The sequence below is a fragment of the Bdellovibrionales bacterium genome, from assembly GCA_018266295.1.
Classification (GTDB): Bacteria; Bdellovibrionota; Bdellovibrionia; order Bdellovibrionales; family Bdellovibrionaceae; genus JACMRP01.
Genome location: JAFEAQ010000004.1, coordinates 519,853 through 543,302, shown reverse-complemented (window position 1 = coordinate 543,302; position 23,450 = coordinate 519,853). Strand labels below are relative to the sequence as shown.

The following is a 23,450-nucleotide window of genomic DNA, read 5'->3' as shown; positions in this document are numbered from 1 at the left end:
GGTCTCCTGTAGGAAGCATAGCTTGTCAATTCAATGATCCTATTTCATACTAAGACGCTATGAAATACAAAGCTTATTCAAAAGAAATTTGGGACAGAATCAATACCGCACTGGACTATGCGTTGGCAAAAGATGCCGAGCCAGTCGCGGCTTTCGACGCCGACGGAACTTTGTGGGATATCGATCTTGGCGAAACCTTTTTCCAATACCAAATCGACAATAAGCTTGTCAGTCTTCCGGCGGATGCGTGGGAACATTACCTGGATCTCAAGAAGCAAGACCCAACGGTGGCTTACTTGTGGCTCGCGCAAATTAACAAAGGACAAAAACTCGAAACTGTTCAGCAATGGGCTGATGCCGCAGCAAAGGCCGCAGCACCCGTTCCGGTTTTTGAAGAGCAAAGAAAGATCATCGAGCTTTTCAAAAGTAAGGGCGTCAAAGTTTACATCATCACGGCTTCCGTCAAATGGGCTGTGGAACCTGGAGCAAAACTTCTAGGACTGGATGCGGACGCAGTCATTGGCGTAGAGACGACGCTTGAAAACGGCCTTGTCACCGAAACGCAAAAAGGTGTTATCACCTACCAAATGGGTAAGGTCGAAGCCTTGCTAGAGTACACAGATGGCAAAAAACCATTCTTTGCGTCTGGAAACACCATGGGCGACTTCCAACTCCTGAATTCAGCAACGAGCCTGGCAATGGCCGTCAGTGCTGCAAATCAAGATGACAGACTCTTTAAGACGGAAAATGATCTTCTAAAAATCGCTGAGCAAAAAGCTTGGCTTCACCATAGGTTCATCTAAATGAAAATCACCATTCTCGATCAGCTGTCAGCCCTGGATCTTAAAAACTTCCACGTTGAAACCCTGCAGATCGAGAGTGATTGCTTGAAGGGAAACTCCCTCAAAGACCCGACTCTTCGTCGCAATCCCGTTTTAATTCCGAAAGATGCCGAAGGACCACTTCCGGTGGTTTGGATTCTGGCAGGACTTATGGGAAATGGACCAGATTCTTTTTCTCCTCGTTTTGGTGAACTCAATACTGCGCAAAATATTGATCATGCGGTCAGCGCAAAGAAGGCACCCCATGCATTGTATGTTTTTGCCGATGCTATGACTTCGTGGGGAGGATCTCAATTCATTAACAGCGCCCAAGGCCGCTATGAAGACTACCTCATGAAGGAACTCGTCCTTGCTGTTCAGCAGTGCTACGACGTTAGCCCCCATGCAAAGCATTGGTGTGTTACTGGCGGAAGCAGCGGCGGTTACGGCGCGCTTCACTTAGGTTCGAAGTTTCCAGAGACTTTCGGAATGGTTGCGGCTCTTGCGCCGGATTGTTTCTTTGAGGCGAGTCTACTCCCAGAATACTATAAAGCTTTAAATGAGTGGAATCAGTTCGGGGGCCCCAAAGGCCTTCTCAAAGAACTGCAAAGTGGACGGCTTAAGAAAAACAAAAACTTTGGTCCGATCGTCAACGCCGTCGGCATGAGTCTTTGCTACGCCGACGGAGCTTTGCCAATTGATTCTTATACAGGCGTACGCAATCCCGCAGTGTGGAAAAAGTTTCAAGAGAAAGATCCCTTGGTGTTTTTACCAAAGCGTCTTGTAGGCCTTAAAAAGCTAACAGCACTTTACATTGATGTCGGCAACAAAGATCAATTCGATCTGCACCTAGGCTGCCGCCAGTTGCACCAGTGGCTGAAAACAAAGAAGATCAAGCACCACTACAATGAATTCAATGGGACGCACTTCGATTTAGCCCCACGCCGCCTTGATGTTTGGGTTTGGCTTCATAAAGCCTGGGGTAAATAAAAAAGGCCGCTCGCAAGCGACCTTCCCCCTCAGAACATTCTTATTAGCGAAGTAGCGCTATTCGCACCTAAGGTGCGTATGCCGCTTCCTATTTACCGACAACCTTTTCAATATCCGCAATTTCTTTTGGTACGGAAGAAGTCATGTTTTCAGATCCGCTAGAAGTCACACGGATATTATCCTCGATACGGATACCGATACCGCGATACTTCTGAGGTGCGCTTATATCATCCGCAGGGATGTACAAACCTGGCTCGATCGTAAAGCACATGTTTGGTACCACTTCACGAGGCACGCCTTTTTTGAAGTAAAGACCCGCATCGTGCACGTCCATACCCAACCAGTGACCGATGCCATGGGGGTAATAACGTTTCTGCTGAAGCGAAGAAATCAAATCCTCTTTACGGCCTGACAACAAACCAAGCTCCAACATCAAGTCCGTCAACAAAGACGTTCCCATGTCGTGCAAGTCTTTAAACACGATACCTGGTTTGACGTACTCGATGATTTGCTTTTGAACATTCAAAACACCTTGGTATACACGAGCTTGCTCATCTGTGAACTTACCATTCACTGGGTAAGTGCGCGTGATATCGCCTGTGTAGTAGTTGTACTCAGCACCCGCATCGATCAAAAGCAGATCGCCATCACGGCAAGGTTGATCGTTAAAGTTATAATGCAAAGTCGTCGCTGAGTTCCCACTGGCAACGATGTAGTTGTAACCTTCACGAGCTGCACCCTTCATAAAAAAGTTGTGAGCAAGAACGCCTTGAACCTGACGCTCAGTCACACCCGGGCGAGTAAAGCGCATCGCTGCCAAGTGAGCTTGAGCAGAGATCTCGCAAGCTTCGCGGAGGTTTGTGAGTTCCATCTCAGACTTGATAACACGATATTCGCCAAGCATTGTGTCAGCATCGTGGATTGGTAGCAATCCATAGCCTGTACGCCCTTGCATCGCTTTTACACGCTCTAAACAAGCCTGAACTTTTTGGTCCGCTTCTGGGTTTTTGTAAAGAGCGTAGTAAACCTTTTCAACTTCTTTGAGCAAAGCCGGCGCATGCACCATGAACTCGTCGATGGGATAAGCTTTATCAATTTTGTATTCACGCTCAACACCTTCAGGTCCATAGCGGAAGCCATCCCAAGTCTCACGCTCTTTATCGCGACGACGCACGAACATCACAGTTTCTGGCTGCAAACCAGGACGGAAAATCAAAATGCTTTCTGGCTCTTCAAAACCAGTTAAGTAATACATATTAGAGTCTTGGCGATAAGCATAGCCGACGTCGTGATTGCGGATATGCTCAGGATGAGCCGCCACGATCAATGCAGAACCTTGTAAGTCCTGGCCGATACGCTGTCTGCGTTCTGCGAAAATTCTGACGTCTTCCGTTGGTTTTCTCATAGCTCTATCCTTTTCTTAGAAACCTAATTTGCGGGCCCAAGTTTCAATACTCTTCTGAGAAACCTCTGCGCCCTTTTGCATGATCTCTCTGCGTTTTTCAAAATCAGTTACCATGTAACCATCCAAGTCCACCGCAATCGCCGCATCAATGCCCGGCTGTTGTTTTGCGTAGAAGCTTGCAAGCTCCGACCACATCACGGACTCGGCACTGTCAGCATCTCTTACCAGAGATCTGCGGCCGGCATCACGACCTAATACGTTTACAAGGACAATGTAGTTCGCACCTTGCGAGCGGAGGTAGTCGGCCGCCATCTTCAACTCACGAACCGCACTGACGTTGCGATTGTAAGCCTTGAACATCGGTGGATACGGCAAGCAGTAAGGCATGAGTTGTTCCACCTGACCACGGCTCATCATATACACCTGGTTCTTAGCGATGTTGTAAGCCGGACATCCAAATGGATGGCGGAAGCTCTCGACGCGTTGGTTGCCAAAAGCGGTTTGGAAAAACTCTTTCAACGCCGTCACGTCTGTTTTGCCTGAAGAACCGATGAGGGATTTTTTAGAAAGCTCATCATCCTTCAACTTAAACATCTGCCACTCAACATCATAGACTTGTCCCTTAGAGGATAAAAGCGCTGCCGCCGGGGCGCCCCACTCAATACCGACAGTCGCATAAATCGGTACTTTGAGGCGGCTGAGGTTTTGTAGCGCGCCAATGTGACCGTAAGCACGGGCTCCACCTGGGCCAAGGATCAAGCCGATTTTAGGAATTGCCGGAATCGGAGACGACACTGGAGGTGCGGGTTGCGTCGCAGGAGGCTGAGGTTGTGAAGGAATTTGTCCTTCGTACTTTGGTGGCTGGACGGGCCCTGATGGAGTTTCTGCGCGCTCTTCTTCCTGTTGTTCATTTTTGATATCTTCGCGAGTACGAAGATTTTGGCAGGCTGCCAAGACGACGAAACTTAAAAATAACGGGCTAAACTTTTTGAGCAAAAATGAAAAATTCCCTGTTGCCATCTTTTCCCTCAATCGGTGAATTAAAATAATCCTTCACGCTCATCCCAGAGCTCTGACAAAGATTTCTCACTTTATCTTCAACTACGGAATAGAGTCCAGGATCTTTCACGAGGCCACCTTTACCAAGACCTTCGGGGCCGACTTCGAACTGCGGCTTTACAAGGCTCAGCAAAAAGCCCCCGGGTTTTACTAAAACCACTAGCTTCGGAATAATCAAACTGATCGAAATAAAAGAAACATCCATGACGATAAGATCGAAGCCTTCCGGAGGCATTTTCTCACGCACCTGAGGATTCTGATCGATCTCACGGGCATTCAAACCCTCGATATGTTGCAAGCGTGGATGCGTTACAAGGGACGAATGCAATTGTCCATGACCGACATCCACTCCAAGAACCGACATCGCCCCCGACTGGAGTAAACAGTCACTAAAACCGCCGGTGGAAATACCGACATCAAGAACCTTCAATCCTTGCACCGACAAATGACAGTGCGCAAGTGCGCCTTCGAGTTTCAAACCGCCACGGGACACGAACCGGTTCGCAGGTCCTTCTTCCACAAATACTTGGTCTTGAGCTTCGTCAACTTGGTGATTGGGCTTCTTTAAAATGACTTTGTGGTTATTTTTGAGAACGAACACCTGACCAGCATGAATCAGCTCCTGCGCATGCGAGCGTGAAGAAGCGAGCTGCTTTTGTACCAGATAAAGATCTAATCTCATTATTTGTTACGCTGTTGATTGAATTCAATCATGTGCTCGAGGATCACCGAGCGAGTCGGGATCTTATGCAACTCTTTAAGAGCTTTATCGCTGATCTCTTTCAGATATTTCTTAGTTCCATCAACACCGAGAAGCCCTGTGAAGCTACGAGCTTCTTGGTCCTTTTCACCATGATCAAGAATGTCGTCTGCCACTTGGAAAGCTAAACCTAGGTACTCACCGAATTTCGCAAGGCTATCCATCTCAGCAGGACTCGCGCCGGCAACAACTGCGGCGCCTTCCGCGGCGACTTGGATCATGCGGCCGGTTTTAAGGTTATGTAAATGCGTAAGCTCTTCGACGGTGAGGTTCTTTGCTTTCAAATCAATCGCCTGGCCGCCGACCATACCACGCACGCCAGCTGCACGCGAAAGCAGGTCACAGAGCTGAGACGCTAAGAATCCGTTGTCTTTGTAGCCTTTAGTAATTGCCAGAAAAGCTTCCGTCAGAAGCGCATCGCCCGCTAAGAGCGCTGTGGTTTCGCCATAAACTTTGTGATTGGTCGGCTTGCCACGACGATAATCGTCGTTGTCCATACAAGGTAGATCATCGTGAATCAAAGAGTATGTGTGAATGAATTCAACGGCTGCTGCAAACGGCAGAACACGTGAAGCGGGCACTGAAAAAAGTTCCGCCACGAGAAGCGACAGAACCGGACGGAAGCGTTTACCGCCGCTTCCTGCGGAATAGTACATGGACTCTTTGAGTTCCGTGATCGCAGAGCCTAGGGGCAAATCCAGCGAAGAAAAGTATTCCTGAATGTAATTATCCACCAGGGCGATACGTTGCTTAAGCTCTTCTTCGAACTGAATCATAAGGTCCAAAAGAAATCCTAGTTCTCGTCAGGAACAAAGTTCACTGTGTTCGCGTTGCCATTTTGGTCCATACTGACCAACAACTTCACTTTCGATTCAGCATCGTTCAACTTCTGGTGGCACTCACGAGAAAGTTTCACGCCTTCTTCGAAGAGCTTCAAAGACTCTTCCAAAGCGAGGTCGCCTTTTTCCATTTTATTGACGATCTCTTCGAGACGGCCTAATTTTTTTTCGAAATCCATAGGGCACTCCCTTACTTAATTACTTTTTCAATGCGGGCTTCAAGCTGCCCGTGAGCCAATGTGATCTGCACTTGATCGCCGGTCTTCACCTGATCAGCACTCTTAATCACTTCGCTGTCTTTTTTCACAATCGAATATCCGCGCTCAACAACTTTGAGTGGGCTCATGCTATCGAGCACCGAGCACCATTTGTTCCACAGAGCTTTCTTGCGCTCGATGGAAACACTCACGCCTTTGTTCATACGCTGAGTGAGGTATTCGAGTTCTTTGACTTTGCGCTGGATGAGCTCCTGCGGAGACCCCATACGCTTTTCTAAAATTTGCAATTTATAGCGGCGTTCAGACAATGAACGATCTTGTGCCATTTGCAAACGCTCAACCAAGTCATCGTTGCGAAGAATGAGATCCTGCAATTTCTTTTGCGGATCAACGAGGCCTTTGGTCAACAACTGCCACTTTTGCTCAAGTGCTTTGAAGTACTTCTGCATATTGAGCTTCAGCAAGCGTTCTTGCTGCTGCAACTTCGTGGTGAGTTCCTGGGAACTCTTCGCCACAAGCTCTGCCGCTGCCGAAGGAGTCGGCGCGCGCAAATCGGCTACGAAGTCTGCAATCGTGAAGTCGATTTCGTGACCGACTGCTGAGATTGTCGGAATCGGAGACGCCGCAATCAAACGCGCCAGCTTTTCGTCGTTAAAGCACCACATATCTTCAATCGAACCGCCGCCACGGCCAACAATGATCACATCAACGTTTGGTAGTTTCTGAGCAGTCAAGAAGGCTTCACAAATTTTCGGAGCTGCACTCTCGCCCTGAACAACCGTTGGGACGACAGTGACTGGCAACCAAGGAGCCCGGCGCGAAAGAATGTTCAGAATATCGCGGATCGCAGCGCCCGTTGGTGAAGTCACAATCGCCACATGACGAGGCATGTGCGGAATCGGGCGTTTACGAGTGGCCTCGAAAAGACCCTCACCCTTTAGTTTCAATTTCAATTGCTCAAACGCTTTTTGAAGAGCGCCGGCGCCCACAGGCTCCATCATTTCGCAAAGGATCTGATAGTTTCCACGTGGTTCATACACAGAGATGCGGCCGCGAACGATGACTTCCATCCCATCCGTCGGCTTGAAGCGCAATTTTGAATTGTGCCCGCGGAACATCACCGCGCTAATTTGAGATTTCGCATCTTTGAGAGAAAAGTAAAAATGTCCCGAAGTATGTGCTTTGAAATTTGAGATCTCGCCGCGCACCCAAATGAGACTAAATTGACCTTCAAGAGAACGCTTGATCGAAAGGTTGAGCTCTTCGATCGTGAGAACATGGGGTTCCGAACTTTCCACGACATCCGTCATTGGAGCAGTCAGCTTCGCACCCAAATCTGTCTTAAGTAATGGTTTTGATTCTGTTTGATCGGCCATCTGGGGACGACCTTAATGAAGGCATCCTAGAGAGTCAAATAGACATTTTGGATTGACCAAAGGCCCCCAACAAAAAAGCAAATCCAAGCAAGTCCTTTGTGACGACTCATCTGCTGGAAAGCCGCGCCCAGACGCTCCTCCCCGATCTTTACGAGGGCTGGGTTTTCCAGCACAACTAGAATCAGGAGTCCATAGAAAAAAACGATAAATGGGAAGAAAAAATCCAATTTTTCTGGCGTCATATTCCGCTTATCGGACAAAAACGTATTGGCACGAGTCTGGCCCGATTGCTTTTTTTCGCGGTATAGATGACAATGGTTTTAGGGTTCGACGGCGTAAAGCTCAATCGAAAATAAACCTTATGAGCATTGAATAGGGGGCTGTCCCTGACAATGGTGTGCAAGCTCAGCTCGTACTGAGAAGCCTAAAGTTGTTACCATGGCCACCCACTTTAGCGAAAACAGGTTTATGTTTCAGAGTAGCCATCGAGCCTTTTTTTATTTCTCTCGATGAAAATTCTGACAACCTAAAAAGCTCGAAAAAAAATCCTATCCATATTTCAACTCATATTTTCCACGCTCTCGTCTCGACTCGACTGTCCGATTTCCATACTCCTGTTTTTGAGGCGTTTCACTCGGGAATCGTTTAAATCATCGACAGTTCCCCTCGAAATTCGACAGCAAAATGTTCGTTTTTCCTCGACCTATTATGAGACGAGGCGTTCAGCTAGGTCTCGTTAGGGCCGATAATTAAGACATGGACTTAAGAAGTAGGCACCATCAGCTCTGCTGGTACATCTTTGCGTTTTTCATTCTGCTCACGGGCTGTCAAAACGCTCTTGAACCAGATAATAATGACTATACTCAAAATCCCGAAAGCGCATATTGCGGAGCTGCTCAAGCAACTTCCTACTCTGGCGCGACCACGACCATCACCGGGACAGCGACTTTCCAATATCGTCCTTTGGTACTGACTTCGAACAAAGGTCTTTATGGTAACCCGGTTTCTAAAGGCGTGACCTATGCCGAGGTTCATATCGTAGATAGTTCTGGCAACACTATTCAGTGTGGCGAGACTGACTCTCTGGGTGCTTTCAGCTTGGCAGTGCCTCAAGTGGCCGGTACCTACTATGTGCAAGTTTTTTCGCGCTCCATGAGTAGCAAAGTGAAGGCAAGCGTTCTCAAGGACATCTACTCTGCGCTACCCTACTCAATCTCAAAACAGTTTACGATTTCTGCGTCTGCTACTTCGGTGGCTATTCCAACTCCGTTTGTAGCAAGCGCTCGTATCAGTGAAGACAGCGACCTTTCAGGAGGCGCATTCAATATCTTGGCTGATATCTTCTGGGCCAATGAATTTATCCGCGGCAATACTTCGCAAACGAGCTTCGTTGCAGATAAAGTTTCTGTCTTCTGGAAACAAGGTTTCAATCCTTACTCTTATTACAATGCTCCGAGCGTGCTCGCGTCTTTCTATGTCGCTTCTGAAGACCGTTTGTATATTCTCGGCGGTAAGAACGGTGACGTGAAAGCCTCTGATACTGATCATTTCGATGACTCTGTCATCTTGCACGAATACGGCCATTTCTTAGAAGCTCATTATGGCCGCTCCGATACTCCGGGCGGATCGCACAACGGTAACTTCATCATCGATCCGCGTTTAGCGTGGAGTGAAGGCTGGGCGAACTACTTCCAAGCAGCCGTTCAAAACAATATCGTTTATAACAGTTCATACTCCGGGCCCAAAAAAGGCTCCAGTGGCTGGACGGGTTATGTCGACACCGTTGGTTTTGGTAATGACTCTGTCGAAGGCTCCGGATCTTCTTACGGTATTCAAATCAATCGCGATCTTTCAGAGCTCAATTCTGCAGCGGTTTACGATAAGGCCTCCACCAATGAAGGCGTCTTCCGTGAGTTCTCGATTTCTCGCACTCTCTTTAAGAGTATGACGAATGCCAGCGGTATTCCGTTTGCTGCGATCTGGGATGCGTTTAAGGCTTTGCGTACATCTTCGACTTACAAGTTTATTAACTTTGGTCTGTATAACAGCATTCTAAATACAACTCTGACTTCGAGCTACTCAAGTCAAGGTATGGCGACATGGACCTCTGTGATTACAGAAGAGAATCAGAAAAAAGATACATCACTTTATGGCCGTTTCATTGCCACCGACGGCACGACTTCCTGCTCTGAAATTGCCATGAGCCCCGTGGCAGATCAAAGCCTGAACTACGATCGCTCGAATCAACTCATGTCGAATGATTTCTACGCTTATTATTATGATGGTTCCGGCAAACAGATCGTTTTAAAATCCCGGAACTCCGGTGCGAATATCATTGATATGAATCTTTATGTTTACTCGGATGGTTACTACTACTCTGAAGAAATTCAAGAGGCCCAAGCAAGCTTCAGCAACTCGACAATGGTTCGTAAGAGTAAGACTCTCAATACTGGCTCAACCAATGAAATAGAAGTTGTGGATATGAGTGGTTTGCCCGCGGGTTACTACATGATCGATGTTAAAGCGTCGACGTATGGTAAGACTTCGGCAAGCCTCAATGGCACAGCTAATTATTATTTATATATCGGCACAAGCTCGACGGTGACATCATGCCTAGTACCTCAGTAAAGAAATTTAATAGAACCAAGTTGATTCTTTTAAGTCCACTCGCCTTGGGGATCATTGGCTCCGCATTGGTCTACATGCAAGAGCACAAGGTGCATCGTTCGATCGCGAGCATTGAGCCCTATCAAGCTCATGGCTTGATGATCGGTAAGCAAGCAGCCGCTATGACGATTGAGATCGTCGGACCTGAGTCTTATCCCGAGAGCAATACAGAAGTGGTGGAACTTGTTGGCTTCATTACTCAGTACCTGTCTGCAGACACTCCTCTCAGCTATGAATGGTCTTTACCCGCGGGTGTCGAGCTCGTGCGTGGCCCGCAAGCGGATACGTTAGCGAATATTTCCCTCGGAAAAGCGCAACAGGTTAGCATTCTTGTGAAGGGCTTTTCGCGTGATGCGCAAAAGTTGATTTCACTCAAAACACAAATCACGACTTCGAATATGCCATTAACAGCTTCTGCAGTGGTGGTGAGCCGCCCAGAAGAAACAATGGAGGCTCGCGTGATGGATCTTCAGGCGCAGGCTAAAGCTGCAGCTGAAGAAGCCAAAGAAAAAGATTCTGAAACTAAATAATCTTACAAAGCAATCACTTCGATTTCCGGGTTGTATTCATCCCGGAGAATGCCTTCGATCGCCATCAAAGTGCCCGTCGTAGCACTCGGGCAAGTTCCGCACGCACCTTGATAGTAAACCGTGAGCTTGTTGTTTTCGTAGCTCACAACATCCAAGTCACCACCATCGCCTTGCAAGCCTGGACGAACTGTACGATCCAAAATCTCTTCGATTTGTTGGATCTCAGGCGACTGGCTCTGACGACGAAGTTTCTTTTCGTCAACCTGTGTTTGATTTGGGTCATGAACCGCCATGCGAGTCTGAATTACAGCGCAAACTGCTTTTTGCACTTCATCTGGATCAGCATCGAAAGTATGAGTCACCGTAATCACATTTTGGAAGTAGTGAACCTGCTTCACACCCGGAACTTCGAAAATCCCTGCAGCCAAGCGATTGTTCGCAGCCTCTTCAACACTCGAGTAAGTCGCTTTGCCCTCGGTCAAAACCGCACGGTCCAAAACAAACTTCCATGCTGCTGGATTTGGAGTCGCCTGAATTCGGATTAGTACATCTTGCGCGCTCATTGAAATAACTCCTGAGCTTTTTTAACGGCTTTCAAAAAGCTCTCAACATCTTGCATATTATTATAAACTGAAAAAGAAGCTCTGACAGTTCCGGTAATCCCGAAACGCGCCATCAGTGGCTGGCAGCAATGGTGTCCTGCACGGACTGCAATCCCCTGCTGATCCAAGACTTGGCCCACATCCGAGTGATGCGCGCCTTCCAAAACAAAACTCAAAACAGGCCCTTTATGGGGAGCCGTCCCAATAATGCGGACTCCAGGAATTTTCTGAAGGCCTTCGGTGGCTGCTTCTAAGAGCTGCTTTTTATGAGTCTTAATTTTATCAAAACCAATCGAGTTCACGAAATCAAGGGCCGCATGCAAAGCAATGGCTCCTTCAACATTCGGAGTCCCTGCTTCAAAACGGAAAGGAGCTTCGTTGAAAGTGGTTTTCTCGAAACTCACCTTAGAAATCATGCTGCCGCCACCTTGATATGGAGGCATTTGATCCAAAAGATCTTTTTTGCCAAAGAGGACACCAATACCAAACGGTGCAAAGATCTTGTGCCCCGAGAACGCAAAGAAGTCACAATCGATGTCCTGAACGTTCACAGCCTCTTGAGAAACGATCTGCGCCCCATCAATAAGGACCTTCGCCCCCACCTTGTGAGCCGCTGCTGTCAGGGCTTTCATGTCATTCACGGTGCCTAGTGTGTTAGAGCACGCAGTGAAAGCAAAGATTTTGGTTTTTGAGTTCAATTTCTTTTTGAAATCCTCAAGATCCAGCTCGCCGTTATCTTTCACATCTACCGCGATGACTTTGGCTTTCTTTTCTTCAGCAACGATTTGCCAAGGAACGATGTTCGCATGATGCTCCATCACGGTAACTAAAATCTCATCGCCTTCTTTGAGGATGCTACGAGCATAGCTAAAGGCCGCAAGATTAATAGCCTCAGTCGTACCACGAACAAAAACAATTTCGTCCTGAGTTTTTGCACCCAAGAATTTCGCAACCGCTGCACGTGCGTTTTCGTAGTTCACCGTCGCTTTATCGGCAATGTGATGGGCGCCACGGTGAACGTTAGAAACTTCGTACTGGTTAAAACGGTAAATACGCTCGGCCACAACTTCTGGCTTCAGAGTGGTTGCTGCACTGTCGAGGTAAATCCAGTCCTTGCCATGCACTTTTTGAGTCAGGGCCGGGAACTGAGCGCGTACTTTTTCAAAAACCGGATCTTGCTTCATATTACTTTAACGCAACTTGGAGACCTTGGAAGGCCTCACGAAGCTCCTTATTCAACCAATTTTGCAATTCTTCATTCTCTAATTTGTAAATTAATTCAGATGCATAACCAAAGCTCATCATCGGAACCGCGATATCTGCTGAAATTGCACGGCTTTGCAAATAGAAGAGCTCTTCTTGATTGAGCTGACCCACTGTCGAACCGTGACCTGCTTTGACGTCATCAGCATAAACCTCTAATTGCGGTTTGCTGTCGGCTTCCGCCTCGCGGCTTAACAATAAGTTGTTATTGAGCTGCTCAGAGTTCGCTTTCATCGCGCCCTGACGGATAATGACTTTACCGTTAAACACGGCACGGGAAGCATCCGCCAAAATACCTTTGTAGTGCTGAGAGGTATTACAAGCGCCCACTTGGTGATCAATCACAGTGGTGTTGTCGACCACTTGGTTGCCTTTAGTCACATAAACGCCATCAAACACACCGAACGCCTCAGGAGCCTTCATTTCAGCCGTCAAACTGTGACGAGCAAGAATTCCACCAGTCGAGAAAGCAAGGCTATGCACGTGGGATGCCTTACCCAGAGTAAAGTTCGTGCGACCTACGTTCACAGCCATAGAGCCTTCTGCCTGCAAGCGCACGTAAATGAGCTTTGCAGATTCAGCGACTTCGACATCCACTTGTGGATTCACAAAATAGCGGACATCTCTTTGACCATAGTAAGATTCAAGATACTTAGTCGAAGACATTTTACCGGCTTTGATTGTCACGCGTGGGTTCACCATGACAGCCGAAGTGCCCTCAGCCGAGCTGTAAAACACAAAGTTCACAGCTTTATCCACAGAGGTTTCTGGGGAAATCTCTAGTGTGTAGTTTTTTGTGAAGTAAGCAACGTTCAAAGCCTCGAAGGAATCTTTGAAGTCCGTCGCCACAACGTCTTTGCCCTCGGTGAACTTCACACCGGCTGGCAACTCTTCGACAGAAGAAAGTGTCTTATTGAACTGACCGTTGTGGAAAACGATGTTGATAAATTCAGGATTCAATTTAGCTTGAATCGCCTTCATCGTTTCGTGCGTTGGCTGAGTAACTTCAAGGCCTGCTGGAACGAAGCTTTCGTCGTTCAGCACCTTGAGGCTTGTGTATTTCCAGTCTTCGTCCTTGCGGGTCGGAAGACCTTTTGCATTCAAAAACTCAAGCGCTTTGGCACGCAAAGTTTGCGCCCCGCCCGTCGCCGGAGTTTGAGAAGCAAATTTGTCGAAGTGGCTCAATAAGTTCATAGTTATTAACCCACCAACCAGTCGTAACCACGCTCTTCGAGAGTTTCAGCAAGCTTGTAATCACCGGTCTCGATGATTTTACCGTTTGCCAACACGTGCACGAAATCAGGCTTAATGTAATGAAGAAGACGTTGATAGTGCGTTACCAACACAATCGCATTGTCTTTACGGCGGAGTTTATTCACACCTTCAGCAACGATACGAAGAGCATCGATATCCAAACCAGAATCTGTCTCGTCAAGCAAAGCCAAGCGCGGAGCAAGGACTGCCATTTGCAAAATTTCATTACGCTTCTTTTCGCCGCCAGAGAAACCAACGTTGACTGGACGCTCGAGGAAGTCCTTCTTCATAGAGACAAGCTTCATTTTCTCTTCAACGTAAACGCGAAAATCAGCTTCATTCATTGGTTCAGAACCTTGGTGAGTCAAAACCGCGTTGAATGACGTATGCAAGAAATTGAAATTGCTGATACCTGGAACTTCGATCGGATATTGGAATGCCAAGAACACGCCCTCTTTAGCGCGCTCATCCGGAGCCATATCGAGCAAGTTCGTCATTTGGAAGTTGATTTCGTATTTAACTTCGCCGCCAGTGACTTCGTATGCTGGGTGGCCGGCAAGGACTTTAGAAAGTGTCGATTTACCAGAGCCGTTCGGGCCCATGATCGCGTGAACTTCGCCAGCTTTCACTGTGAGGTTCAAACCTTTAAGGATTTCTTTTTCTTCGACTTTAGCTTGGAGATTCTTAATTTCTAACATCTTATTACCCAACTGAATTTTCTAGTTTCATTTCGATTAATTTCACAGCTTCAACAGAGAACTCTAAAGGAAGCTCTTTAAACACTTCCTTACAGAATCCATTGACCAACATAGAGATTGTTTGCTCCATGTTGAGACCGCGCGATTGCAGATAGAAGATCTGATCTTCACTGATGCGCGAAGTAGTTGCTTCGTGCTCTAATGTCGCGGATTTGTTTTTCACTTCAATATATGGATAAGTGTGAGCACTGCACTGATCACCCACAAGCATAGAATCACACTGTGAGTAGTTACGTGCGTTTTCAGCCGAAGCCATGACTTTTACTTGGCCACGATAAGCATTCGAAGAGTGACCTGTCGAAATACCCTTCGAGATGATCGTGCTCTTCGTGTTTTTACCGATATGAATCATCTTCGTGCCAGTATCTGCCTGCATGTAATCATGTGTGAGGGCTACAGAATAGAAAGCACCTTCAGAGTAGTCGCCTTGCAAGATCACGGAAGGATACTTCCAAGTAATTGCAGAGCCGGACTCCACTTGCGTCCAAGAAATTTTTGAATGCTTACCAACGGCCTTTCCACGCTTCGTTACGAAGTTGTAGATACCACCCTTACCTTCTTTATCGCCCGTGTACCAGTTTTGAACTGTCGAGTATTTGATCTCAGACTTTTCCATGGCAACAAGCTCAACCACTGCCGCATGCAATTGATTTTCGTCACGCTGAGGCGCTGTACAGCCCTCGAGATAATTCACGTAACCGCCTTCGTCACACACAAGCAAGGTGCGCTCGAACTGACCGGTATCTTTTGCGTTGATACGGAAGTAAGTCGAAAGATCGATTGGACAACGAACGCCTTTAGGAATGTAGCAGAAAGAACCGTCTGTAAAGACCGCCGCATTCAAAGCCGCATAGTAGTTGTCAGTAATTGGCACAACGGAGCCCAAGTATTTTTTAACGAGATCTGGATGCTTTTGAATCGCTTCAGAGATCGAGCAGAAAATCACGCCCGCCTTCTCAAGCACTTCGTTATGAGTCGTACCGACAGAGACGGAGTCAAACACCACATCAACCGCGATGCCGGAAATACGTTTTTGCTCAGTCAGTGGAATACCGAGCTTTTCAAAAGTCTTAATCAACTCAGGATCGAGCTCGTCCATGGATTTTGGACCGTCGGCTTTTTTCTTCGGAGCCGAGTAATAGCAAATATCCTGGAAATCGATCTTAGGATAATTCACATGCGCCCACGTCGGCTCAGTGAGAGTCATCCAATAGCGGAAAGCTTTCAGACGATAATCAAGCATCCACTCTGGTTCGTTTTTCTTTGAAGAGATCAAACGAATGACATCTTCATTGAGACCTTTACCAACCGTATCGGTTTCGATATCGGTCGTGAAACCCCATTTGTACTCTGTATCCGGCAGAGTTTGTGCCGGTTTTGTCGAATTATCCATTGAGCGCCTCCTCTGCTACTGGTTTGCGCTTCGCTACTTTAGCTCCGCTAGCCGCTTCCAAGAGAAGCTCTTTCAGAGTGATGTTGCCGTAGAATTCATTCAGTTTTGATTGTAAAAGCTGAACTGGAGAAACGATGTTGCACGTGCCTTGAATTTCACAAGGGCTTTCCTTGTACATGCACTTCACCATCGCCGTAGGACCTTCGATGATCTCTAGAAGTTGGAGCATCGTGACCTTGCTAAGATCTTTCGTGATTTGATAACCACCGAAAGCTCCATGCTCGGCACGCAGAAGTCCCTTTTGGGCCATCGCCTGCATTACGCGTGCGGTAGCATCAAACGGAGTGCTGAATTGTTCAGACACTTCTTTGGCTGATGTGAGCTCACCCGGTATTTTTGCGCTCATGTGCTTTAAAGCCATCAGAGCATATTCGAGTTTGCGATTGAGTTTGTTCATAGGTCCTATCCTCAACACTTCCAGGTCGTTAACGGAGTGAAAGTGTGATGCAAACTAAATGAAAGAATTCTAAAGCGCAAGAAGTAAGTACGCCTTTTTTTAGCGTATATTACAGGTTTTTTAAGATTTTTAAAATGGCTAAATATTTCATGTATTTAAGCAAATAAACCGGAAGCCCAAGATGGTTCCATAATGGAGCTAATCCGGGCTCAAAAAGCCTTACTTAATGAAGATGCTTCAAAGACCCCTTCATGATAGACCCATTAGCACTATGAGAGTTCTGTTTATCAGTGTCGTTTCCATCGTTGTTTTGTTTGTTGTTTTGCTCACCTCCCGCCTTTGGGGGATGAGTCAGCAGTACCCGGATTTCCAGCATCCGTTCTTTGAAAACGTGGCGACACTGGCGATTATCGTGAAGGTTCAAACGGAAAAAGAACTCGAGGACGCTCTCAAAGCAAAACCCGATGTGTTGTTTTGGTTGGATGTCGAAACCACCAGCGATAAGAAGATCATCGTTTTCTCGACAGATTTGGACCCGAAGCAAATGTCGATTGAAGCTTATCGTGGCCCAAAACCAATGGGTTATACGCTTCAACAGTTGAAGAACACCCATCCGGATATCCGCGAACTACGTGATGTCGTAGCAAAATACCCTGAGCAAAAATTTATCCTGAACATTTTAGACAATGTGGAAGGCGTGCACACCGGACTTGTTGAAACCTTGAAAGGTCTTTCGCCTGAAAAGCGAATTCTTCTGCAGTCCAATTACAATGTCATCATGACAAGCGTGAAGGAGCTTGAACCCTTTTGGCTCTTTGGTTGCAGCCAAGCGGATCTAATGCGCTTCCTTACTTTTGAATCGATGTGGATTTTGCCGGCCACTCCATTTAAAGGAGATGTTTTTATCTCTCCGTTTGTTTTGCTCGGACGCCCTGCATTTCATGAAACTACACTCGAAGAAGTTCGCAGACGTAAAAAGAAAATTATCTTAGGCCCTGCACTCGATAAAAAAGAATTTGATGACGCCCTACGCATGAAAGCTGATGGGATAATTATCGAGAATCTCAGTGATTATTTAGATTGGTCTAGACCATAGTCTTGCATTCTGGGTTGCCGACTGGACGTTTTGGTTTTAGCCTTAATGTCTATGAATATACCAATCAATTTTCTAGTCGAATCTGCTCACGCTGCTCCTCCACAAGTTGCTATTAATACAAGTGCGATGGATGCTCTTACTCAAGCTAGTCCCGTCGTGCAGTTAACTCTGCTCATTCTCGTGGGACTTTCTGTTTTCTGCTGGGCGATTGCCTACACGAAATATCGTCAGCTGAAACAACTTCGCGAAGCCAATGAGCAATTCACGAATAAATTCTGGAAAGTGAGTTCATTCGATACTCTTTACGGAGACATCGATGACTATCCTGCGAGCAGCATGGCGCGTATCTTTAAGTCTGCTTATCTTGAAATGAAAAAACTCGCAGACTCTCCGCTTGTGAGCAAGAACAGCGACGACAAACCTCAGTTATCAGGTCTTGATAACTTGGAACGTTCCATCCGCAAAGCGACTGAAAACGAAATCGCTAAAATGGAAACCCGCCTGACAGTGCTTGCAACCACAGGCAGTACCGGCCCTTTCATCGGTCTCTTTGGAACCGTTTGGGGGATTATGGGTTCTTTCCATAAAATTGGTGCTACTGGAAACGCAAGTTTAGCGGTTGTTGCTCCCGGGATCTCTGAGGCCCTCATTGCAACGGCGATTGGCTTGGCTGCCGCGATTCCAGCCGTGATCTTGTACAACAACTTCGTCGCGCGTGTTCGCCGCGAAGAAATTGAATTGAATAATTTCAGCGCTGACTTTTTGAATATCGTAAAAAGAAACTTCTTCAAAGCTGAGTAGCTACAGGGATAATCATGGGAATGAGTTCTGGCGGCGGCTCAAAAAGTCGCGCAACCCTCAGTGAAATCAACGTCACCCCGCTAGTTGACGTCATGCTGGTTCTGCTCATCATGTTCATGGTGACCACTCCGCTGATGCAACAAGGGATCGAAGTGGATCTGCCAAAGACCTCTTCGGCAGGTGTTGAGTTGAATGATGAGCCTTTTGTTTTAGTGATTGATGCCGGTCAGAAGATGACGGCTGGTAAGCAAAATATTGCTATGGCGGATCTCCGCTCTAAAATTAAAGCCATCTTTCAAAATCGTAAGAACAAACAAGTGTACATCCAGGCTGATCGAAAAGTGGACTATGGTTTTGTGGCCGAAGCTATGGGCGAGATTCGTGCAGCCGGTGTATTCAATATCGGATTGATCACGGTACCTAAAGACAAGTGAGTACTGCTAATAAACGCCTCATTAAAGATGACGATTTGTTGAAGGGCCTGAAGGTCTCTCTTGGCCTTCACGCAGCTTTAGTTGCGATCTTTACTGTTCGCGCGGCGTTTTTTACTCCTGAAAAAATCGATTATTCAGCAGCAGTTCGCGTAGACCTCGTGGGCCTGCCTGATAAAATGCAAGACCAACAGCTTCCACCAAAACAAGAAGAAGCTGCAAAGCCTGCTCCGCCAAAACCGGAACCGGCTCCGAAGGCTCCTCCAAAAGAAGCTAAAGTAGAAAAGGCTGAAAAGCCGGTCAAAGCTCCGCCGAAAAAAGACGCCGAAGCTATCAATCTGAATAAAGAAAAGAATAAGCAAAAAGAAGCCCTCGAGAAATTGAAAGCCATGGCCGCGATCGAAAAAATGAAAGAGGAAGCGGCTGAAAAGGAAAAAGAATCTAAAGCCAAGATGGCTGGCGTTGGCGACACTAAATCCTCAGCGACAAAAATCAAAGGCAATATTTTGTCACCTGGAACAGCCCTCAAAGGCCTCGATAAGCTCCAACACGATAGTTATCTTTCTTCTCTTGATCATCAAATCAAGCAGAATTGGTTTTTGCCTGAATGGTTGTCAAAGAAACCTCTCCGCGCCCAGGTGCGCTTAAAAATAGATGAGAAGGGACAGATCCTGTCTCGTGAAATTATTTTATCTAGTGGTAACCCAAATTATGATGAACAAGCTCTGGAGGCGATTGATAAAGCTGCGCCATTTGCAGCACCTCCGGAAAAATTTGTAAGTATCGTGGCCGTGAGCGGCCTCGTGATTGGCTTTCCTGAATAGAACGGAAGGAGCATTTCATGCTTAAGTTTTTGATCGTAGTTATCGCAACCCTGTCTTGTTATGGCGCTTTCGCCCAAGAAGAAGGCCGCGAACCATCCGCGGCACCTGCCGCCGGCGCCGTTTCTTCCGACATTAAGTTGGGCGAAGCTCGCACTAAGAAGAGCCTTTTAGCTTTTCCGGCGCTGAACTACCAAGGCAGCCCTTCGGGTTCATATCAAACTGTCGGCGCTGACCTTTACAACACTATCAATAATGACCTGACGGTTTCTGCATTCTTCCAGATGATCCCGCAGAAAGCTTTCCTCGAAGACACTTCTAAAGTCGGTCTTCGCCCGGCTCCAGGTGAAGCCAACGGCTTCAAATTCCAAAGCTGGAGTACAATCGGTGCTGAGTTCCTGATCCGCGCAGGCTTCTTCCTCGCTGGAGGCGAAGTGAATATGGAAGCTTATGTTTACCACGTTGGTAAATCTCAGCTTGTCATGGGTAAGAAGTATAAAGGCCCGATTTCAAGCACTCGCAAATTGGCTCATACATTCTCGAATGATGTTCTTGAAGCCCTCACCGGTAAAACCGGCATGTTCCTTTCTAAGATTGTTGTTGGCAGTGACAAAGGCCAAGGCGACTACAAAGAGATCTTCATTATGGACTGGGATGGCGCAAATCCTGAGAAAATCACAAGCCACAAGTCTATCTCTTTATCTCCGGCGTGGTCTCCGGATGGAAAGCGTATTGCTTACACGTCTTATGTCGTTCGCTCTAAGACTAAAATGCGTAATGCCGACATGTTCTTGTACAACATTCAAACCGGTAAACGCGATTTGATCTCTTTCCGTCAAGGTCTGAACTCAGGAGCTTGCTTTGCTCCAGACAATAAAACCATCTTTCTGACGATCTCTCAGCAAGGTGCTCCGGACCTCTATAAAATGTCTTTTGATGGAACTCTTCAGGGCAAAATTACGAATGGCCCTAACAGTGCGATGAACGTTGAACCAGCCGTCAGCCCCGATGGCAGTAAAGTGGCATTCTCATCAGATCGTAGCGGTCGCCCGATGATTTACACAATGGGCGCGGACGGTTCTAATGTGAAACGCATCACTTTCGCCGGCGTTTACAACTCAACACCGGCCTGGTCTCCGGATGGTAAGAAGATTGCTTTTGCCGGCCAAAGTGAGGATCACTTCGATATTTTTGTGATGAATGCCGATGGGACGAACATGATCCGCCTGACTTCTGCGAAGAAGACTAACGGCAAATGGTCCACGAATGAAGATCCAAGCTTCTCTCCCGATGGCCGCTTCGTTATGTACACAAGCAATCGCACTGGTAAAAACCAGATCTATATCTCTACGGTTGACGGCACTGAAGAGCGCCGCGTGACTTTAGATGATGCGAATTACTACAAGCCAAAGTGGTCTAATAACTTTGAGTAGTTTAAAACCTGTTTCTTCATATTCGGCCTCCGAGATTTCGGGGGCCGAAAAATTTTCGTCGGCTCTTTCTCACTACGCTCAGTTCAGTTTTTCTCCGGACCAAAGCCGTCATCAGCAGCGAACCTCCACTTGGATGTCCGCGGCCCTCGGTACTATCCTTGACACTGCTGATTCCAAAACCGTTTGCCATACTTGGAGTCAGTTCGCGAATGATCTTCTCAAAGACGTCTTTAATGAATGCTTCGGACAAAGTGCGGTCGCGCTCTTTGCTTTAGGTAAGTTGGGTTCACAAGAACTGAATTTAAGTTCGGATGTGGATTTGATGATCGTCGCGCAAGAAGCCGATGCTCAGCACTTAAAAGCTCTGCGCCTTTTTCAAAAAACTCTGACTGAAAGAACTCCCCGCGGATTTCTTTTTCGAGTTGATTTTGATCTTCGCCCCGGAGGTCGCCAAGGCCCGCTCATCCCGACTCTGGATCAGTTCGTGGATTATTACGGAAACTATGGCGAAACCTGGGAACGTCTTGCGTTTGTTCGCCTCGTCGGTGTTGCCGGTGACTCAGGATTGATTTCACAAGTTGCCGCTTTCGCGAAGAAGTTCACTTACCGTAAGCACCTTGATTATACGCTCTTAGAAGACCTAAAATCCATGCGGGCTAAAATCCGTCAGCACTATTCACCGAATTCGACGGATTCCGTTTGGGATCTGAAACTCGGCGTTGGTGGTATTCGTGATGTGGAACTTTTCGTCCATGCGATGCAAGTCATTCACGGCGGAAAGAATCCAAATCTCCAGGTCGCATCGACCGATCACGCACTGACATTGCTGGAGGAAACTAAAATCCTTCCGGCGGTAGATGCGCAGTTTTTAAAGAAACACTATTGGCAGCTCCGCCAGCTTGAAAACTTCGTTCAAGCACAGAATGATGAGCAAACTCACCTGCTTGAAAAGAAAACACTGCTGCCAAGCTGGGGCTCTGCGATCACTGCAAATCTTGAGAAGGATTTTAATCGCTGTGACCAGATCGTCAGTACTCTCTTGGGTAAAGCCTCCGACAAACTGACGACGGTGACTTTGCAGAACACGTCTTCCCAAGAAGTCTGGCAGGAGATTCTGCAAATCGAAGTTCTTTCTCGCCATAAAGAGCGCGATGAGCAAGCTCGTTTGCAATTCCTGAATGAGTTCTACGAAACTTTAGAGAAACAAAAAGGTGATACGGATAAAGCTCTTCAGCATTTGAAGGAGTTCATTAAATCCACCCGTGCTAAAGCCAGCTTCTTTACCCTACTGGTTCGCAATAAGAACTTGATGGATGAGCTTGCGTGGCTTTTCGGTCATTCGCCTTATTTATCGCAGATCCTGAGTTCTCGGCCGGAACTTATAGATAGCTATGTCTATCGTTCACAAGAACTGCAAAAGGATGATTTATCCATTTTGCTTGAGCAGCTTGTTGAAAAACGTCTGCTCGGTGAGCTTATTAATGGTTCTCACTATCTTGAAGACAAAAACATTGAGGAGCTACAAGCCAATGTCAGTGCCACGGCTGACGAAATCACCACCACGTTGTTGGAAGAACTCAAGAAGGAGTTCCCTTCAAAGATTGAGATTCTCTGCCTCGGAAAATGGGGCGGAAGAGAACTTGGCTTCCGCTCAGACCTTGATTTCATCTTTGTAACTCCGGAAGATCCTAACGAAACGGACGGTAAGATCGCTCGCCGTTTTATCAACCGCCTCACCGAAACTAGAAAAGGCGGCAGTATCTATGCAATTGATACCCGACTGAAGCCTTCAGGCAAAGCCGGGCCCTTTGTTATTTCAGAACAACAGCTTTTAGACTATCTCGATCATGAAGCTCAGCCCTGGGAACGCCAAGCTTACTTGAAGGCTCATTGGCTGAATCCCCAGAAAGAAAATCTGCAATCCAAATTGCGGAAAAAAGCCCTCACGGATGCGGACTTACAAGAACTCGAGAAAGTTCGCCAAGGTCTCGTGCGATTCGCACCGGACTCGATTGATTTGAAGTATGCTGAGGGTGGGATGCTGGATATTGAGCTCTTTTCGCAAGCCGAAGTGCTCAACAAATTGATCCCCATTAAGGGTCCAAGTACGATGAATTTTCTCTCTGAAATTGCTGGCACCCAGTCATTGCAGCGTCATTATCTACGCCTGCGTCAAATGGAACAAATGCTGCAACTTGTGTCGACCGAGGGCGGCGCAAAAGTACAAATAAATCATGAATCATTTCAGCAGCTTGCTAAGGCGCTCCAAGCAACTCCGCAGGCGCTTGAAAACGAACTAAGTTTACTAATCTCTGAGAATTTACAGGTACTTAATCGACTTGACCCCCGCAGACGGTCAAAGATACTAAATCCTAGCTCATAAGCATTTTTATGAAGGAGTTTATGTGATTAATCGCATTCATCTAAAGAAGATTTTGTGGATCTACGTTTTGGCCTTTATCTTAACGGCCTTCAG

At 47.0% G+C, this 23,450-nt stretch carries 22 protein-coding genes and 1 other RNA gene; 11 read left to right on the top strand and 12 right to left on the bottom strand.

What is annotated here, in order from left to right:
- Positions 1 to 59 precede the first annotated feature (59 nt).
- Together JSU04_03025 and JSU04_03020 are read left to right on the top strand one after the other, a co-directional pair.
- Positions 60 to 803 carry an HAD-IB family phosphatase gene (locus JSU04_03025; GenBank protein MBS1969247.1) on the top strand — a complete coding sequence of 248 codons (744 nt, stop codon included), beginning with the start codon at positions 60 to 62 and terminating at the stop codon, positions 801 to 803.
- Complete coding sequence (locus tag JSU04_03020) at positions 804 to 1,811, top strand: enterochelin esterase (GenBank protein MBS1969246.1); 1,008 nt, start codon at positions 804 to 806, stop codon at positions 1,809 to 1,811. It begins immediately after the preceding gene.
- Between the two features lie 88 nt (positions 1,812 to 1,899).
- On the opposite strand, the gene JSU04_03015 is transcribed toward JSU04_03020, so the two are convergent.
- From JSU04_03015 to JSU04_02990, 6 genes are read right to left on the bottom strand one after another with little or no spacing between them, the layout of a single operon-like run.
- On the bottom strand, positions 1,900 to 3,216 hold the full coding sequence (locus tag JSU04_03015; GenBank protein ID MBS1969245.1) for an aminopeptidase P family protein: 1,317 nt from the start codon (positions 3,214 to 3,216) through the stop codon (positions 1,900 to 1,902).
- 15 nt (positions 3,217 to 3,231) lie between these two features.
- On the bottom strand, positions 3,232 to 4,236 hold the full coding sequence (locus tag JSU04_03010; GenBank protein MBS1969244.1) for an alpha/beta hydrolase: 1,005 nt from the start codon (positions 4,234 to 4,236) through the stop codon (positions 3,232 to 3,234).
- Complete coding sequence (locus tag JSU04_03005) at positions 4,196 to 4,957, bottom strand: TlyA family RNA methyltransferase (protein MBS1969243.1); 762 nt, start codon at positions 4,955 to 4,957, stop codon at positions 4,196 to 4,198. The genes JSU04_03010 and JSU04_03005 overlap by 41 nt, the downstream gene beginning before the upstream one ends.
- Positions 4,957 to 5,820, bottom strand: coding sequence for a polyprenyl synthetase family protein (locus tag JSU04_03000; GenBank protein ID MBS1969242.1), 864 nt, complete (start codon positions 5,818 to 5,820; stop codon positions 4,957 to 4,959). Before JSU04_03000 ends, JSU04_03005 begins: the two co-directional genes overlap by 1 nt.
- A gap of 8 nt (positions 5,821 to 5,828) precedes the next feature.
- Positions 5,829 to 6,053 (bottom strand): exodeoxyribonuclease VII small subunit, encoded by a 225-nt coding sequence (locus JSU04_02995; protein MBS1969241.1) that lies wholly within the window; start codon positions 6,051 to 6,053, stop codon positions 5,829 to 5,831.
- Positions 6,054 to 6,064: 11 nt separating this feature from the next.
- Positions 6,065 to 7,468, bottom strand: coding sequence for an exodeoxyribonuclease VII large subunit (locus tag JSU04_02990; protein ID MBS1969240.1), 1,404 nt, complete (start codon positions 7,466 to 7,468; stop codon positions 6,065 to 6,067).
- 319 nt (positions 7,469 to 7,787) lie between these two features.
- On the opposite strand from JSU04_02990, the gene ssrS reads away from it, so the two are divergent.
- The 3 genes from ssrS (at position 7,788) to JSU04_02975 (ending at position 10,665) form a co-directional block, all read left to right on the top strand.
- Positions 7,788 to 7,966, top strand: a non-coding RNA gene (gene ssrS / locus JSU04_02985) — 6S RNA.
- Between the two features lie 258 nt (positions 7,967 to 8,224).
- Positions 8,225 to 10,096 carry a hypothetical protein gene (locus tag JSU04_02980; protein ID MBS1969239.1) on the top strand — a complete coding sequence of 624 codons (1,872 nt, stop codon included), beginning with the start codon at positions 8,225 to 8,227 and terminating at the stop codon, positions 10,094 to 10,096.
- Entirely contained in the window at positions 10,078 to 10,665 is a 588-nt protein-coding gene (locus JSU04_02975) for a hypothetical protein (GenBank protein MBS1969238.1), read from the top strand. The genes JSU04_02980 and JSU04_02975 overlap by 19 nt, the downstream gene beginning before the upstream one ends.
- Before the next feature lie 2 nt (positions 10,666 to 10,667).
- On the opposite strand, the gene JSU04_02970 is transcribed toward JSU04_02975, so the two are convergent.
- Genes JSU04_02970 through JSU04_02945 form a run of 6 tightly spaced genes read right to left on the bottom strand, consistent with a single transcriptional unit; the run spans position 10,668 to position 16,392 of the window.
- Positions 10,668 to 11,228, bottom strand: coding sequence for a NifU family protein (locus JSU04_02970; protein ID MBS1969237.1), 561 nt, complete (start codon positions 11,226 to 11,228; stop codon positions 10,668 to 10,670).
- Positions 11,225 to 12,451, bottom strand: a complete 1,227-nt coding sequence (locus JSU04_02965) for a SufS family cysteine desulfurase (protein MBS1969236.1) — start codon at positions 12,449 to 12,451, stop codon at positions 11,225 to 11,227. The genes JSU04_02970 and JSU04_02965 overlap by 4 nt, the downstream gene beginning before the upstream one ends.
- A 1-nt stretch (position 12,452) precedes the next feature.
- The gene (locus JSU04_02960; GenBank protein ID MBS1969235.1) at positions 12,453 to 13,724 is read right to left on the bottom strand and encodes a SufD family Fe-S cluster assembly protein; all 1,272 of its coding nucleotides are present in this window, start codon (positions 13,722 to 13,724) and stop codon (positions 12,453 to 12,455) included.
- A 5-nt stretch (positions 13,725 to 13,729) separates the two neighbouring features.
- Positions 13,730 to 14,482: a Fe-S cluster assembly ATPase SufC gene (gene sufC, locus JSU04_02955; protein MBS1969234.1), complete on the bottom strand. Its 753-nt coding sequence runs from the start codon at positions 14,480 to 14,482 to the stop codon at positions 13,730 to 13,732.
- A gap of 4 nt (positions 14,483 to 14,486) precedes the next feature.
- The gene (gene sufB, locus JSU04_02950; GenBank protein ID MBS1969233.1) at positions 14,487 to 15,935 is read right to left on the bottom strand and encodes a Fe-S cluster assembly protein SufB; all 1,449 of its coding nucleotides are present in this window, start codon (positions 15,933 to 15,935) and stop codon (positions 14,487 to 14,489) included.
- Positions 15,928 to 16,392 carry an Rrf2 family transcriptional regulator gene (locus JSU04_02945; protein ID MBS1969232.1) on the bottom strand — a complete coding sequence of 155 codons (465 nt, stop codon included), beginning with the start codon at positions 16,390 to 16,392 and terminating at the stop codon, positions 15,928 to 15,930. Before JSU04_02945 ends, sufB begins: the two co-directional genes overlap by 8 nt.
- A 271-nt stretch (positions 16,393 to 16,663) precedes the next feature.
- Between JSU04_02945 and JSU04_02940 the strand changes: the two genes are divergently transcribed.
- The 6 genes from JSU04_02940 to JSU04_02915 all read left to right on the top strand — a co-directional run bounded on the left by JSU04_02940 (position 16,664) and on the right by JSU04_02915 (position 23,357).
- Positions 16,664 to 17,488: a hypothetical protein gene (locus tag JSU04_02940; GenBank protein MBS1969231.1), complete on the top strand. Its 825-nt coding sequence runs from the start codon at positions 16,664 to 16,666 to the stop codon at positions 17,486 to 17,488.
- A gap of 63 nt (positions 17,489 to 17,551) precedes the next feature.
- Positions 17,552 to 18,289 carry a protein TolQ gene (gene tolQ, locus JSU04_02935; GenBank protein ID MBS1969230.1) on the top strand — a complete coding sequence of 246 codons (738 nt, stop codon included), beginning with the start codon at positions 17,552 to 17,554 and terminating at the stop codon, positions 18,287 to 18,289.
- A 14-nt stretch (positions 18,290 to 18,303) separates the two neighbouring features.
- Positions 18,304 to 18,723: a biopolymer transporter ExbD gene (locus JSU04_02930; protein MBS1969229.1), complete on the top strand. Its 420-nt coding sequence runs from the start codon at positions 18,304 to 18,306 to the stop codon at positions 18,721 to 18,723.
- Entirely contained in the window at positions 18,720 to 19,544 is an 825-nt protein-coding gene (locus tag JSU04_02925; GenBank protein MBS1969228.1) for a TonB family protein, read from the top strand. Before JSU04_02930 ends, JSU04_02925 begins: the two co-directional genes overlap by 4 nt.
- Positions 19,545 to 19,561: 17 nt before the next feature.
- Positions 19,562 to 20,974: a PD40 domain-containing protein gene (locus JSU04_02920; GenBank protein MBS1969227.1), complete on the top strand. Its 1,413-nt coding sequence runs from the start codon at positions 19,562 to 19,564 to the stop codon at positions 20,972 to 20,974.
- Positions 20,967 to 23,357 carry a glutamine-synthetase adenylyltransferase gene (locus JSU04_02915; GenBank protein MBS1969226.1) on the top strand — a complete coding sequence of 797 codons (2,391 nt, stop codon included), beginning with the start codon at positions 20,967 to 20,969 and terminating at the stop codon, positions 23,355 to 23,357. The genes JSU04_02920 and JSU04_02915 overlap by 8 nt, the downstream gene beginning before the upstream one ends.
- Positions 23,358 to 23,450: the final 93 nt, after the last annotated feature.